Raw genomic sequence first — 14,726 nt, forward strand, 5'->3', positions numbered from 1 at the left:
CGCTTTTTAAGTATTTGCATGGAAGTAGTTACCTAGAATTCCCTCTTGTAATTTGGCGAAATTACCGCTATCGGGCGCTACGCGCGTCTTGTGGTCCAGAAGACTGTTTGCCGACGTCTCCGCGTACATCAACACTGCCGCGCGGGCCCGGCTGATATCTATCGGCGTTTTTCCGTTGAATGCTTCCCGCCTGAGTCTGAGCCAGTGGAGGAGATCGTTTATCGACAGAAGATCCGTCGACAGCGTTGGCTCGAGCATGACTTCTGGGAACGTAAATAGGCCGGCACCGGTCACCGGCCAAATGGGAGGGAGCTGGTCCCGGAGGAACCGGACTTTGCTGCGGTTTTGTTCGATAGGCGAGCGCCTGTCCTCAGCCTCACCATTCGGTGCGATACGCGTGAGCTTCCCGGGGCTGCTCGACGGCGCTATCCGGCGCGACCAGTTTTTTGTCTCGAAGATGAAGATGCCGAACGGCGTGATCGCGAGGTGATCGATCTCTGCCGTGGGAAACGCTGTGCCGGGAGCGTGTTCGATGAGTAACTGCCCATCGTGCAGGTAGAAGTCGTTGCCGCACAGCCATTGAAGCGTCGTGCGCAGTTTTGCCTGCGCCACAGCTTCACCAGCCGCACCGATTTCATGCGATGAGCGCTTCACACGACCGGCACTCCGCGATCCGGACGGGCGCCGCCGCCGAAGCCCCTTGAACAAGCGGTAACCGCCGACTGCGACAAGTATCTCTAAGAACATCCGCTGCCTCCGTTGTGTATGTAGATCAGCATGACAGGGGGTGGAAGAAGTCAAGGATGCGATGCGGCACTGCCAAGAGCGCCCGAAAACCGAAAGGCCCTATAAAAACGGAAGCTTTCCCGACCACGCGTATCGGCGCCGCGCGTAAATTGCCTGTTATCCCCGCGTCAACGACGCATCGACTCGAGCCGCCGCCAAGCATCGGTGCGCGTGCTTCCGATCTCTTCTTTCATCCGCAGTGAGCTGCTTCCGCCACGCCTTTATCGAGCCGTGACGAAAGCGCCTCTCCGCGCGCCCGTTTTTCCTGCTCACCCGAGCATCGAAAATCATCCAGCGCTGTACTGGCTGGACATCCCCTAGTGCGTCTTTTTCTGGAGAGAAAAATGCCGAAGCAGTTGGTATTGAAGGCGATGAAATCGCCCGGCTGGTTGGTCGCTCTTTGCTTTGCCCTGTGGTTTGCCGCGCACTCGTTCTTCGCCTTTCTGTTTGTCTCTGCCACCGTTGCTATATGGATCAAGAGATCCATCAAGGCGGCGTTGAAAGAGGAGAAAGTCGAGGATTCGAAGGCGCCCGCGCACGCCGTTGTCGCTCCGGCTCCCGCCGACGCCAACGTCACGCCCCTCAAACGTCAGTACGCCAAGTCCGCAGTGGTCGTTCCACTTAAGACAGGCACCGACGACTAGTCGCGACGCCTGAATGTCAAGACTGCCCGTACGGGCGGTCTTGACCCCTCACCCCAACGGGAACCATCCCGTTGCGGGCATGGGTTCCCGTTCATTCGGAGATTCCCATGCAAACAGAAGTAGCAGCATGGCAACTGGACATGTTCGACGCTCCTCCAGCGCCGATCGCGCGTGTTCAAGCCAAGCCTGATCCGCTGCCCGATCCGCAATTGTGGAGCGAGGCGGTCAAAGACAAAATGGTCGACGCGTTGATCAGTCTCGCGACTGACAGCAGACGCGGCGACAACATGCCCGAGTCGTTGATGGATTGCGCTGTCCTCTTCAGCGAGCGACTCAAACACAGAAAAAAGATGGAACTCGAGGACTACCGGGCTACGCTCGGTTGGGTCATGGAGTTCTGGAACGGCGCGCTGCCGTATCGGTTCGTCTGCCAGATCAATGGCGTCGATCCCGAGATCTTGCAAGACGTCATCCTGAGCAACCCACTGCTCAGGCGCGACTTGGAAGAGGTGCGTCGCGAGTGCTTCGGCACGCTGCTGTAGGGGGCCGATCAATGAGCACATCAACATTCGGTCGGCTGCTTGGGACACTTTTCGGGGTGACTCCCCAGACGCAGCCTCGCAGCGGCTATCCCGCAGGCCAGTCATCCCCGGTTGAGGTCGGAAAGGGCGGCCCCAACGAACGGCACATCGCCATCGCCGGTCAACCGATGCTGTTTCGCGATGAAGGTGGCGTCGTCGTGCAGTTCCGTCCGGCGTTCGACTACGAGCTGCGGCCAACGGCTGTCGGTATGAAACTGATACCGACGCTTGCGCCACACTGGGAAGTGCTGCACGAGCACGAGGGAACGTTGACCGAGGCCATTGCGGCTGCTGTCAAGGGCGCCCAAGCGCAAGACACGCCTGTTGGCCGTATGCCCGACACCGAACCCCCTCGATCGGTCCTCGTCAACGAGGCTCGACCCCGGCCGGCGATTGCGGACGCCGTCGAATCGACGCCGCCTCGATCTGCTGAGTCGTCACATCGACGCACTGAGCGCGGGAGGTACGGCGTGTTGAGAGAGTGGGGCGAGAAACGCTTCCCCGATGGCAAGCGCCCTGGCAAGACGTATGAATCGTTTTGCGTGACGCTCGAGCATCGCGGCGAGACGCACGTCCTGCAAGGTGAGGGCCTGCGCGACGCAATAGCAGAGTCGGCCTGCCGCATTGGCGACCGCGTTGAAGTCAAGCGGATCGGCAAAACCAAAGTGCCAGCAGTCGATGGACGTGGACGGCCCAAGCTAGACGCCAGCGGCGAGCAAGTGCTGTGGGACAAGTGGCTTTGGTCAATTTCCAAAAAATCTTAAAAGGAGTCAGTTATGGCATCAGTAAACAAAGTCATCCTCGTAGGCAACCTCGGGGCTGATCCCGAGACGCGCTACCTGCCGAGCGGCGATGCGGTCGCGAACATCCGGCTCGCAACGACAGATCGCTACAAGGACAAGTCCTCAGGCGAAATGAAGGAGCAGACCGAGTGGCATCGTGTTTCGTTTTTCGGTCGCTTGGCTGAGATCGTCAACGAGTACTTGAAGAAAGGCTCCTCGGTGTACATCGAAGGCAGAATCCGCACGCGCAAGTGGACGGACCAAGCTGGCCAAGAGCGGTATTCGACCGAGATCGTTGCGGAGCAGATGCAGATGCTCGGCGGCCGCGCGACGGGCGATCGTTCATCCAATGACGGTTTCGAGAGCCAACGCGCCGCGCGTCAAGAAAGGTCTGAGGCGCCTCGGTCAAGCAACGCTGCGCCGGCGCACCGGGAACCGCAATCGACGTCGTCCGGAGGGGGGGGCGGCTTCGCAGATATGGACGACGACATCCCGTTCCGACCCTATTTAAAGGGGCGCGAATGGTCTGCCGTCTGATCCCGTAACTGCTCACCTTACTTCCTGTTTTCCCTCACCTTCGTAGCTTCGTCGAACCGGAAACGGTCGGCGAAGCCGCGAAGCGTCTCTTTCTCGCGCGACCTTTCGTCAGTCGCAACTCCCGCCTTTCGCTTTCCCCTGCTGAAAAAAGCCGCCCGCCGTTGCTCGCCTCGCGCGAGTCGGACGGCTTTTTTGAGCACGGTTTCACCGCCTGTTCAGGCATCGACCTCAACCACACCACTACTGGAGTGCCAATGAATATCAAGGACATCAAGCTGTCCCCGGAACAGTGGGTTGCGTTGCTCCAGAAGTATGGAGTTCCCGCAAGCTCATTGACCGGGAAGGGCGCACCCTGTCCCATCTGCGGCGGAAACGACCGCTTCACCTACGACAACAACCGCGGCCGCGGCGACTGGGTCTGCCGCAAGTGCAACGACGGCGACCGAAAAGCCGGCGACGGCTTCGAGCTCATTTGCAAGTCCGCCGGAATGACCTTCCGCGAACTCATGATCGAACTCGAAGGCGGCAGCCTGGCCGATGCACGGCAAAACCGAGCGCAACCGGCGGCCCCGGCGCCCGGCCGAAAGGTCGATCCCGAGTGGGCGCGCAAGCGCCTCGACTCGATGTGGGATCGAGCGACGCTGGTCGGTTCGGATGGCCTCGTTCCGCGGTACCTGCGCGAACGGGTGCCGGGTCTGACTGTGGCGCCGTCCGCGGCGCTGCGCATGGCGATGCTCGATTACCGCCACGAGAAGAAAGTTATCGGTCAGTGGCCGGGCATCCTCGCTCGCTTCACGCTGCCGGACGGCCGTCTTGGAACGCTGCACCGCACGTTCCTTGAACGCTCGAAACCGGCGAAGGCGTCGATCGTCACTAACGATGGCGAGATCCTTCCGGCCAAGCTGAACGACGTGACGCTTCATAAGCTCAACGGCGGCGCAGTCCGGCTGATGGATCCAGTCGATGGCGAAATTGGCGTCGCGGAAGGTCTCGAGACGGCGTATGCCGCGCACATGCTGTTTGGTGTGCCGGTCTGGTACTGCCTGAATCGAATCCTTCTCGCCGATTTCGTTGTACCAGACGGCCTCGGCATCCGCGTTGTCCATATCTTCGCGGACTTCGATGCGGTCGACCCACGTACCGGCAAATCGCCGGGCGTCGATGCGGCCTTGAAACTCGCGAAGCGGCTGCGTGCGGAAGGCTACACGGCTATGGTTCACCGGCCGAAAAAGCGGGAAACCGATTTTGCCGACGAGTGGTGCGCAACTCAGGTTGCGTGTCGCCCTGCAGTTAGAACGCTGGTGCGTCGCGAGCTACGCGAAGCACTGCACGTCTGAAATTCCGCGGCCTTCTGGCCGCTAACAGTAACTTTTTGCCCGGTGGGGATTCGTCCCCTCCGGGGCCGCAATCCGCCCGAGCTTTTCCAATGGAGACGAGGAAATGAGCTTCAGCATGATTGTTGGCCGGTATCAGATCGTGGCAACTTCCGGCGTCGAGAACGGCTCCGTGAGAGTAGGGAAGTCGGAGGCGGAAGCCTATGACGTCATCGACCGAAAGCGAGGCGGTCATGCCCGACTTGAAAAACAAGGCGTCACGCTGGACACTGCTTGGTTTTACTGCATTCGTCGACAGGCGAGCGCACAAGGGGTATCTCTGCTGCACTGAGTATCCCGTTAAAAAAAACCCCGACCGATTGGTCGGGGTTTTTTTGTCTGTCGTGGCGACTTCTCACCACGGATTAGTGTGGATTCGCAAAGCGACCTTGAACACATAGAGCATGACCTTCATAGCCGGAACCATCACGCCGCTAGCCCAAAAGGAACCGACGAGCGAAAGTCCGAAAATCCAGTTGCATAACGGCGTATCCGGCAGACGAGCCGCGACGCAGGCAACGCACAAAAGAGTGACCGCAATCACCGCGCGACGTGCGACTGGGGGCAACGTCTTAAACTTAGCGTACATCGTCGACGCCTTCGCTTGGTCGGAACACGGCACGACGAAACAGATAAGCCGACTCGCATGCGGCGAACGCGGCCGCCACGAGAATCCACATCCGAACGCCGCGGGTCCAGTCGAGTTGCGTCAAAGTATCGAGTATTGTCATTTGGTTTTCACTTGGGCTTTGCGGCCGCTTAGCTCGGCCTTATGAGTAATGATGCCACGACAGGGTCGGAGTCAAGGTGCGGGGTGCTGACACGGGCGGACGGCGAGAAGCCACCGCTCCGTGACACGCGCAGAGAACTGCGCTCTCTAAGCAAAAGCTGAGAGGCTATCTGCTAAGTAGTTCAGATGCCTATCATCGCCAATGGGCGACGACTGCTCCGGGTACTCAGCCCGCACTTGCGGCTTTTCGTCTTCACCAGATGCCGGCTTCATCTGCGTTTCGATTGCCGCTGCTCCTCTGTCGGTAACCTCGCTCTGTTGGGCCGCCGTGTGCGCTTGGTCGGCCGTGGGAACGAGACCCACGCTTCCCCGGCCGCGCAGTGCGTCGTCGGCAAGACGCTTGAGCAGCGCGGCCCGTTGCCTTGGATTCGAGACCGCCATTAATGCAGCAAACAAAGTGGGCGTGACAGCTTCGCTGACGGTCAGCTTAATCTCGATAGCCCCTCTCATGCGGTCATGGCCTCCTTCCGCTTCTTATCGCGCTCGCGCATCAGCGTTGCCTCGCCGGCCGCAAAGAACCCACGGACGTTCGAGAAGCACGCGTTCTTCATGACTTCGATGCGGTTGCGGGGAAAGAACGCGCGGATCGCGGGCTCGTAAAGCGCCGCACCGCCGCCAGTGAGGAAAATGCAGCGGATGTCATTTGTGCTCCCGACCGAATTACCGATCGTATTGACCGCTGCTTCCGGTACCGACTGAGCCTGTGCGGCGTAGTGCCCCAGATCGATCTCTTCGTTGAAAACGTAGTAGGGCGTGCCTGCGCGAACCGCCTCGTCGATTTCTTCGATCGCCAAGGCCGACTCGTTCGTCGCTGCACCGATAAGCTCCGCCATTTTCTGGAAGAAATGGGACGCGCCGCTCTGATGTCCGCCACTACGACGCTCTTCCATCGTCAGCCCCTTGGCGACGACCCAGTCGGTCGTGTAGTAACCGACGTCGATGATCATATTGCGCTGCGACGGGGCAAAGTCGGGGTGCTGTGAAAAATGAACCAGAGCGCCCAACGGTTGAGGCAGCACCATCAGATTTCCGACGCGAACTTCCTCATCGCCGAACTGCAGCGTTCCCGAAAACTTGCTGCGCAACGCCTCGGCGTGTTGTTGAAATGTCTGAACGGGCAGTCCGAGCACAAGCCGGTCGACCGACGATACGTTGGCGAAGTGGAAGGCTCCGCCGAGGAGCGCTTCATAGCTATCTGTAGTGCAATAGTTGCCGACGAGCGTGCGACCAGGGTCGCCGTTGCGAGAGGTCAACGGCACTTCCGGTCCGACCTCGTACTGCTTTCCGTTGACTTCAATTCCAACGGTCCGGACTGCCTTCAACACGCCGTTGCTTTGCTTCGTCATCGTCTTAGCCTGATAGTCAGGGGTCAGAGACGGAAACATGAACGTTGAGACTTCCGAGCCGTTGCGAACGGCAACCTTGGTGTTCCCATATCCGACGTCCACGGCAAGGACGGATGCATGCGTTTTCATTGTGTTCATTCTCTCTCCAGAGCAGTTCGATTGGTGCGCTATCTGCCCGTTATCTGACCGAAAAGTGGCAGATGGGCGGTGGTGGCGGCTCCCTTTCTCCAAACGTCCGCATAAGTGTCAGTTATCTCCCCCTAAACGGTGAGATAAAGAATCTGCCCGTTGAGGCGGCGAAAATCTGTCAGTTATCGGAACGAAATCGGTGAGAAAAGTCCCCGTTACGCCTGTCCAACTCTACAGAGCGACACGCAATGTCAAGGAAGCAAAAGCTCGCAACATTTAGGCAGCTTTTAACTCTTCGATTGTTCAAGGCGCCGGTATTCTTTTAATTACCAACCGCGCGCATGCGCATCGACCCTCCTGAAAAGGACCATCGAGGGGACCGCTTTGCCTAGCGGAAACCCCTCTGTCACGGCCGCAAAATGAAGCGGCCTTTTTCTGAATCTAATCAAGTGCAAAGTGACCCACATTGAGGACACTGGACACGCGATATCCATTGGGTTTGCGGGCGGTTTTGCCCGATTGTCCGAATTGAGACGGCTTGGGAGTGGGCATGGACACTTATCCGTGATCCGCTTTTCAGCACTCAATGACGATGGACGCATCCTTACAGCACACGACGCTGGGTACGTTGCATGAGGTCCGACACACCGCGACCGAGTGAACGCGCTTTGGGATGGGAGACCAGCTAGGCCGACACGGCAAGCTGATCTCTGTACGAAAGACGAACGGGCGGCGCACCCGGAAGAACGAGCGCAAAGAGATTACCGAGCACTTGGCCGAGGTCGTGCCGTCGCAAAGACGAAGCACACCGGCGCGCGACAGCGCGTTGCTGGCCGGCGCGGTAGCCGTAGCAGCGGCATAGCCGAATCGCACACTCACTAGTGCGACGGTTCGACTGCTGGGAGCAGCGGGAAGTACACGACGACGAGAGATTCCGCGAAGCGGGTCCGCGTTGGATGTGCGCCGGCAGCAAATCAGCGGCGGTCAACACGCGAAGCGTGACGACTGGCAGCACGCAGCAGTACGGAGGTCGATGCACGTTTCTTCCACGTGCGGGGCTATCGGATGGAATCGCTAAAGGACCGGAAGGCAGGACCCGGCGGGGATACGCAGCAGCTGTGCGGCAAGACTCGGGGATAGGCTCCCGAAGCCTGCGGCGCAGGGGCATTGAATGGCACCGGGCACAGATGTGCACGTCGCTGACTCGTTCGCAAAGATGGAGAACGCGCTTGCTAGAGCCGCTGAAAAATTACGTTTCGCGATCGGAGCTCGTCTCGAGCGACGTTGCAATTGCGTCGTATGCGCTGGGCTGGTACCGCACGACTGCGAGCGCTGATGCTTGCTGATGTGATCGACGCGTCAGGCGCTGATGCGCTGGCGCGAGCGCTGTCTGTGTGGACGCCCAGGCGGGGCGAGGTACCGAGCGTCGCTACCGTGGCAGTGAAGCGCTGCCAGGTCCAGAGCAATGCGACTCGGAACGAGAGACCGCACCGCTCGACTGCCCCCAAGCAAAGCCAACGACGTCGGGCTTTCACGCTGATAGATCACGCCTTCGAAGCTGAAGTCGCGTGGTCTCTGTGGCGGCTGTCGATCAGCTACGGATTTGACGACATGCGCTCTCGGCGAAGGGCAACACGGCATGCGGCGATAGCTGGATGGATTTTCGCCACGTGCGCGCCCGGCGGGTTCTCGGGTGCCTTCCAGCGCTCAAGTGAGCTGGCGAGGGCGTTCGAGAGGGGCCGAGCGATCTACTTCGCGGCCATGAAACTGCAATCAACCAACGAGGAAGAAGCATCTGCATGACAGTAACCATCTATGTGAAGGGCGTCGTTGCCGATTATCCCCAGCTTCCACCCGACTTCCGGGCCCACCTTGAACTCATCTTCACCAACAACGTAAATCGTGTTCACAGTCGCACGCGCGTTAGCGCTAAGCCTCTTTCAGTAAAGACGCAAAGCTTTCGACTGCGCACGCTTTGCCGGTCGTTCGTCGAGCTGCGCCAGATCGGCTTCGCGCTACAAACGCCGTATGCGCTCAGGGAAAAGCACATCGAGGGTCTCGTGACACTGTGGCACAAAGGGGGGCAGAGTCCGGGGACCATCGAGAACAAGTTGACGTACTTTCGCGCATTCGCGAAATGGATCAATAAACCCACCGTAGTTAAGACGATGGCGGAATACATCGACCCGGACGCGCATAACTTCCGGCGCTCCTCCGTTGCGACAGAGGATAAATCGTGGGAAGGCAAGGGAATCGACGCGGTAGCAATCCTCGGAGAAATCGCGAAGACAGAGCCTGTGGTGGCAGTGCAGATGAAGTTGCAAGTAGCGTTCGGGCTAAGGGTCGAAGAAAGTTTTCTGTTGAGACCTAAAGATGCAGTCCGTAAAGACGGAAAGCTCAACGTAGTCCACGGCACTAAGGGCGGTCGCGCTCGTGTGGTGCCGATGGAGTTCAAGATGGATGTGCTACTAGAAGCTGCTCAGATTTCGAACAGGTCGACCGGTTCAACTATCCCCGACGGCTATAGCAAGACACAGTGGAGGGACCACTTTTATACGGTTCTCAAACGCCATGGTGTGACGAAGGCGGGATTGGGCGTGACCTGCCATGGCCTGAGGCATCAGTTCTTGCAGCAAATGTTTGAAAAGTACGCTGGCGTTCCTGCGCCGATCAAGCGCAGCGATCAGCGGGCCGATCCGGCGCTTCATCGGGAAGCGATGCAAGCCGTGGTAGAGGCTGCCGGCCACAGTAAAGCGCAAAAGGCCGGTGCTTACCTGTCGAGCTATTTCACCCAGCGGCAACTCACGTCACCGAAGGTCTCGGTCGACCAAGTTCGCGACGCCGTTGCTGTGGCGGAGGGCAATATTTCCGCCGCGGCCAAATCTCTTGGCATCTCCAGGCAGAAGGTGTATCGGATTTTAGAGGCAGCAACCTGAACGGTCCTGTTTACGCCGATGACCCTAGCGGCAACGCGTGTGCGGAACGGCAACGTGGCTTACTGGAGTGAAAGGAAACCTGCCGTTTAAGAGGGTGGTGACTAAACGGCAGTTTTTGTAACACGCATTTTCGTCAACGAAAACATGTACTTGCCGAGCGGAGGGCAGTGCGCGTGACGCTATCCGGATAGCGTCTCTTGCGGTCTTAACCGAGCAGCCAGTCCAGTTGACGGCTTGTTTCCGCGTGATACGTGAGGATTGCAGCGAGCGCGAGCACCGTCGTGATCTGCGGTGCGAGCTTCCTCCGGAACCGATAGGCAGCAGCGATGTATTGGATGGGCGACATTTCTCTTTCCGGTTGAGCTCGGCCGAACGACCGAGTTACATTCAGTATGACCGGCGTTTCGCAGAGTCAAGTCACCAGCGGTTTCGATCGGGCAGATCGTCGACAGCGAGGTTGATGCTGTTCTCGAAGTTTCCTTCGTCACCGCCTGTGGCCGGGATGCGCGGAAACTGGATCGAGGCGATACCGTCAATGTAAATGCGTTTGGCCAACTGTTGAAGTTTTCGATAGCGGGCTGCATCGTTGAGCACGGTGTCTACAGGCCAAAAATCACTTAGGGTGATTTTGCTGTCGACGATCTTCCTGGCGAGCATGGCGAACACGGGACCGCGCTTCTCCCAGTCACCTTCGGTTCTGGCCAGCAGGTCAATTAGGAAAGGAGCGTCGACGGCGCTGAGCTCTTTCCTAATCAGTTTCAAGAGGTCGCCCTCTTTTGCGGCCGGACGCCTCGTGCGGGCGTTCCAGATAGTGCCGGCCTTTTCAAGAGCGGCGTGCCGGTCATTCCCGATTGCAATCCAGGGCGTCTGCATCCCGCAGTCTTCGCAGAAAATGCAGCAGACTTTTTCCTGCGGGATCGCATACAGCGAGCGCGCCTCGAGATCGTTCATGTCCGGCGCGACGCTCGCGTCCGCGCCTAGGTAGTCGATAGCGGGTGCGGACGGGCGTTTAAGTAGCCGGTGAGAATAGCCGAAGGCCCATTTTCCACCGCAATGGTCGCAGGGGAACAACTCGTCAGTCATGGCAGCGTGGTCCGGGGGCTCTCGCCGAGGGCCGGCGAATAAAAGTTGGCGTGAAGCATTATAGCTACGGCCGTTCTCGCCGAATTAGTGGGAAACGCCGACCTTAACAAAAGCTTACAATCTAAGCCGCTACGCGACTTGCCGCGATTGCGTTGTACTGCTCGTGACTGACGAGACGTAAGGGCGTAAGCGACGGCGCGTCGAAAAGGAGCCGATACGAGCGGCCGACGGGGACTGATAGTACTTTGCCGGCTGTCGATCTCAGGTATTTGCCGTCGAGCGACAACGGGTGCGCGCCGTTACTGACTTTCCCGAGCAGCTCCCTGGCTTCTCGTTGGACTGCGGCCAGGTGCCGGACGATGGACAGGTCGATGGGATCGTCGGCGTGTGACTGCTTTGCCGCGCGCTTTTGCTCGAGGGCAAGGCGCTGTTCTGCTTTTTGCTTTTCTGCGGCTGCGCATGCGTGGCAATACTTCCCTTTGCCGGTGTGACCGCACGAAAACGTCTGTTTCATGATGCATTCAATAAGGTTGCCGATGAGGCTATTGCACCATCTTTCGGCATCCCGTCAAGGCTCGGTAGACGACGGATTTGAAGGGCTTTCTTTCCGAGCGAATGCGTCAAGTTCGGCAGACAGTTCAAGCACTCGAGCGTCGGCGAGGGATAGCCGGGTGGTCAGTCGCTCGATCTGAGACATAGCAAGTCTGTACTGCTCGGACAGCATGGACAGCGCCCAGAAGGGCGCGAGCGTTGCATTGCAATCGACGCAAGTCACGACGCCGCCGTGAGGTTCGAGCCGGATGCGGCGATGAGCGCAAACACCCGGGGGCAATGCCCGCTTCTCGATGATGACCGGTACGCGCCTGAAGGGGATGACGCGACTCATTCGGGCAGTAAAGGATGCTGGCCGTCAGCGTGAAGGTGCGTCGCCGAATCCCCGCGGTACAAGCCGTCGGGGAACAAAACGCGCGAGACTGTTTCGTCGCGTCGGTATTGAAGCTCGACCGCGTCCAGATACCGGCGGAACGACGTCGTGTCAGTTGGCCCGCCTTCGACGTCCCGATTGGCGAAACGAAGGTCGGTCGGCGCGAAAGCATTGTGTTCAATCCACTGAGCGTCCTTGAGGCTCGGCAACCACCATCGGTTCCAACGAATCGTGAATGCGAGCCAGCCACGCGCACCCGCGTCGATTTCCGTCCAGGAAGCCTGGAAATCCAGGATTGCACCGAGCGAGCTGAAGAAGACCATGCGCAAGTCTGTCTCGTCCGCGGCCGCGACGACGATCTGTTTTCGCCGCTCGTCGACCGCGTCGATGGAGCTCGCCATCGACAGTGCCGGATAGCTCACCTGCCAGTCGGAATCACGCGCGACTGCGCGCTTGAGGAAAAAAGAGTTCGAGTCCATGGGGCCTTCGGCGGTTATAGATGCGCTCACGCTATCGCGGCAAAGCGCCGTGTCAAGCTCCGTCGGGAAGTCGAACTGAAGCCAGATCGTTGGGTGGCACCCATTCGACGCATGGCGTACGTTCACGCGCGTACAACGCCTGTTTTTTGGCTTTCCTTGCCATGTATTGCGCGTTGCCTTGCATCCCGTATACCTCTATCGCTGTGGGCACGGGCGTATCGGTCAGCCTGAAGTCGGGCAGCATCGCATCTCCCGGTTCAAGCCGCATGGGTTTTACGAACCGACGGCGTTGCCCCACAAGCCGGTTCGCCATTTCGACCTCAAAGCTCGAGTCGCAGGGTAGGAAGGTGCTGTTGCATAGTTGCAGCGCACAGTCGACGATCCGGAGGTTGCCCTCTTTCGTCCGCTCGATAACGGCCAGTGTCACCACCCGAGCGCAAGCGTCGCCGATCATGGCCCACGCCGACCGGAACGAATCAGCGGCAGAGTCAATCACCGCTTTCGACGCAAAGAACGTCTCCCTGGTCTGGCGCAGTCTGACGACGAATCCGTATCTCGATGGTTCGACGCTGCGAAGTTCGGCAATCAGAAGACCGCGGTCGGACCGGGCCGGGGTTGTGACTATTCGATCAAGGAATGACTGGAACTCGGCGAGCACAGACGAACTGTCAGCATCGTCGTATCGGCGCATGACGTGAAGCACATCTTGCATGGATTTGCCGTTAAGCTTTCCGTCCCCGAGCACAGAGAGAAGTTGCGCATTGCAGGCGCCCCACCCACGCGAGGGCGCGCCCGCCCACTCGTTCAGTCCTGCGTCCTCCCATACTCGTTGCAGGAAGCCGAGCAGCGGGGCAGCGCGGCGCGAAGTGCCGCCCGAGGTCTGGTCAGATGACTGCCGCGTCGATTTACCAACGGTGCGGACCGACAGCGAAGTGCTCAGCTTGACGTCCAGCCCACCAGCAATGGTGCGAATCGCGGCCAGCGTGTCACTGCTGCTTCTGTCTGGCTGGGACACCGCGCGATAGAACGAGCAAGTCTTGGCGTTGTGCCGGTGACCATCGTCAGGCCACCTCGCGAGATGGAAAAGTGCCCCGTAACGCCGGATGACTAGACGTAAGGGCGCCCTCGGCGATTCGGGCAGGCAGCGGCAAACGGCGTGCCCCGGGACCTTCTTGGCTCGCTCGAGCGCTCGCGCGTACTTTGCGGGGTTGTCTTGAACCTCAGTGAGCGCTACGGTTATGCCGTCAAATGAAACGAGCGTCATACCCCTTCACCTCGCGCAACGTTGAATGCGCTTGCTCAATCGGAACCTTGTGAACGTGAGCGCGCGTGCCTAGCAGACTCGCCGCTTTGCGAACGCACAGGCAAAACTGCTCGGCATGGTCGCTGCTCGGGAAATGGAGTCCAACGGTCGATACCGCACCGGGCGCCGCGTAATCGCGCGAGAAAACTTCACCTGTTCCGACCAACGCGTCTAGCCAGCTGTCCGGGAAGCCGGCGCACGGTGTCGAGTCAGCGCGCGCGCCCGCCGGATCTCGAGTGAAATCTTCGAAGCTGACAACAATCAAGTTCATCGTTGGGAAGAAGCGGCCGAACCGCCTTAAGGTGTGACGGCCGCCACCCGCTGCTTCCGAGTGGCCGCTATGTCGTAGGTGGCGATTGCGCCCATTAGCGCTGCGATGCCTGCAAAGGCGCACGCAGCCAGCAAGCCCGCCAAACGCTTGTCGTTGGCCCTGAGCGTGTCCGCCCGCACTTGCTGCGCCTCGCCAAGTTCCCGACGCCTATCTCGCAACGCCTCGTCGAATGCATCGCGATCGGAAAAGCCATATTTCTGGAGCAACGCTTGTTGGTCCGCCGCTGACAGATATCCGACTGCGTCGGAAACACCCTGCATGCGTTCAACGACCGCCGTGTTGACGACGACCTGCACAGCGGTGCGCTCGATCGTGAATTGGCGAGCGACCAAGCCGACCCCTGCTATGGAGCTAACAGCGGATGCGCAGAGTATGGCGACGGTGATGATGTGACTGAGCTTCATAACGTCGGTGATCGTTTTTTATGCATTGCTGATTCGGTGCCCAATTTTCGTCGGACGCCGCGAGCAACGGTGTCCGAAAGACGCCCCGAATGAGGCGTCTTTCGCCGGCCGTACGGACCGTTTGAGCGCCGAGCCGAAAGCGCGGCGTAATGTACGCGGGCGAAAGCTATATGTTTTTGTGCGTCATTTCGCGAAACGGCTGCTATCCGGATAGCGTTGGTCGGCACCAGCGCCAGGACCGCACTCCCGACCGGTGATTGCAGCCGAAATAGTTATCCCCAGGCTTATCCAGAGAAA

General features: G+C 59.3%; 17 protein-coding genes. 7 read left to right on the forward strand and 10 right to left on the reverse strand.

Annotated elements, in window-relative coordinates; genetic code table 11:
• Nucleotides 1-6: 6 nt before the first annotated feature.
• Entirely contained in the window at nt 7-747 is a 741-nt protein-coding gene (locus AWB79_RS13535) for a nuclease-related domain-containing protein (protein ID WP_063963493.1), read from the reverse strand.
• Nucleotides 748-1,130: 383 nt separating this feature from the next.
• Between AWB79_RS13535 and AWB79_RS13540 the strand changes: the two genes are divergently transcribed.
• From AWB79_RS13540 to AWB79_RS13565, 6 genes are all read left to right on the forward strand, one after another.
• Nucleotides 1,131-1,430: a hypothetical protein gene (locus AWB79_RS13540; protein ID WP_157695767.1), complete on the forward strand. Its 300-nt coding sequence runs from the start codon at nt 1,131-1,133 to the stop codon at nt 1,428-1,430.
• A 107-nt stretch (nt 1,431-1,537) separates the two neighbouring features.
• On the forward strand, nt 1,538-1,972 hold the full coding sequence (locus AWB79_RS13545) for a hypothetical protein (protein ID WP_061167938.1): 435 nt from the start codon (nt 1,538-1,540) through the stop codon (nt 1,970-1,972).
• 11 nt (nt 1,973-1,983) lie between these two features.
• Nucleotides 1,984-2,775, forward strand: coding sequence for a hypothetical protein (locus AWB79_RS13550; RefSeq protein ID WP_061167939.1), 792 nt, complete (start codon nt 1,984-1,986; stop codon nt 2,773-2,775).
• 12 nt (nt 2,776-2,787) lie between these two features.
• Nucleotides 2,788-3,330, forward strand: a complete 543-nt coding sequence (locus tag AWB79_RS13555; protein ID WP_061167940.1) for a single-stranded DNA-binding protein — start codon at nt 2,788-2,790, stop codon at nt 3,328-3,330.
• 254 nt (nt 3,331-3,584) lie between these two features.
• Nucleotides 3,585-4,667, forward strand: coding sequence for a DUF7146 domain-containing protein (locus tag AWB79_RS13560; protein WP_061167941.1), 1,083 nt, complete (start codon nt 3,585-3,587; stop codon nt 4,665-4,667).
• 103 nt (nt 4,668-4,770) lie between these two features.
• Nucleotides 4,771-4,995: a hypothetical protein gene (locus AWB79_RS13565; RefSeq protein WP_061167942.1), complete on the forward strand. Its 225-nt coding sequence runs from the start codon at nt 4,771-4,773 to the stop codon at nt 4,993-4,995.
• A gap of 585 nt (nt 4,996-5,580) precedes the next feature.
• On the opposite strand, the gene AWB79_RS13575 is transcribed toward AWB79_RS13565, so the two are convergent.
• The gene (locus tag AWB79_RS13575; protein ID WP_061167944.1) at nt 5,581-5,943 is read right to left on the reverse strand and encodes a hypothetical protein; all 363 of its coding nucleotides are present in this window, start codon (nt 5,941-5,943) and stop codon (nt 5,581-5,583) included.
• A complete protein-coding gene (locus AWB79_RS13580; RefSeq protein WP_082862359.1) occupies nt 5,940-6,977 on the reverse strand; it encodes a PRTRC system protein D in 1,038 nt (345 codons plus the stop codon). Before AWB79_RS13580 ends, AWB79_RS13575 begins: the two co-directional genes overlap by 4 nt.
• Nucleotides 6,978-8,767: 1,790 nt before the next feature.
• On the opposite strand from AWB79_RS13580, the gene AWB79_RS13590 reads away from it, so the two are divergent.
• Complete coding sequence (locus AWB79_RS13590; protein ID WP_061167947.1) at nt 8,768-9,904, forward strand: integrase domain-containing protein; 1,137 nt, start codon at nt 8,768-8,770, stop codon at nt 9,902-9,904.
• 205 nt (nt 9,905-10,109) lie between these two features.
• Here the strand turns inward: AWB79_RS13590 and AWB79_RS39485 are convergent, their stop codons facing one another.
• From AWB79_RS39485 to AWB79_RS13620, 7 genes are all read right to left on the reverse strand, one after another.
• On the reverse strand, nt 10,110-10,250 hold the full coding sequence (locus tag AWB79_RS39485) for a hypothetical protein (RefSeq protein WP_157695768.1): 141 nt from the start codon (nt 10,248-10,250) through the stop codon (nt 10,110-10,112).
• A gap of 71 nt (nt 10,251-10,321) precedes the next feature.
• Nucleotides 10,322-10,987, reverse strand: a complete 666-nt coding sequence (locus AWB79_RS13595) for a Lar family restriction alleviation protein (RefSeq protein ID WP_061167948.1) — start codon at nt 10,985-10,987, stop codon at nt 10,322-10,324.
• Between the two features lie 121 nt (nt 10,988-11,108).
• On the reverse strand, nt 11,109-11,501 hold the full coding sequence (locus AWB79_RS13600; protein WP_061167949.1) for a DUF7682 family zinc-binding protein: 393 nt from the start codon (nt 11,499-11,501) through the stop codon (nt 11,109-11,111).
• 368 nt (nt 11,502-11,869) lie between these two features.
• The gene (locus AWB79_RS13610) at nt 11,870-12,391 is read right to left on the reverse strand and encodes a hypothetical protein (protein ID WP_063963494.1); all 522 of its coding nucleotides are present in this window, start codon (nt 12,389-12,391) and stop codon (nt 11,870-11,872) included.
• A 52-nt stretch (nt 12,392-12,443) separates the two neighbouring features.
• Entirely contained in the window at nt 12,444-13,655 is a 1,212-nt protein-coding gene (locus AWB79_RS13615) for a DUF1173 family protein (RefSeq protein ID WP_061167951.1), read from the reverse strand.
• Nucleotides 13,636-13,965: a hypothetical protein gene (locus tag AWB79_RS40435; RefSeq protein WP_133246985.1), complete on the reverse strand. Its 330-nt coding sequence runs from the start codon at nt 13,963-13,965 to the stop codon at nt 13,636-13,638. The genes AWB79_RS13615 and AWB79_RS40435 overlap by 20 nt, the downstream gene beginning before the upstream one ends.
• 26 nt (nt 13,966-13,991) lie before the next feature.
• Nucleotides 13,992-14,429: a hypothetical protein gene (locus AWB79_RS13620; protein WP_061167952.1), complete on the reverse strand. Its 438-nt coding sequence runs from the start codon at nt 14,427-14,429 to the stop codon at nt 13,992-13,994.
• Nucleotides 14,430-14,726: the final 297 nt, after the last annotated feature.

It is taken from the genome of Caballeronia hypogeia (assembly GCF_001544875.2).
Lineage (GTDB): Bacteria > Pseudomonadota > Gammaproteobacteria > Burkholderiales > Burkholderiaceae > Caballeronia > Caballeronia hypogeia.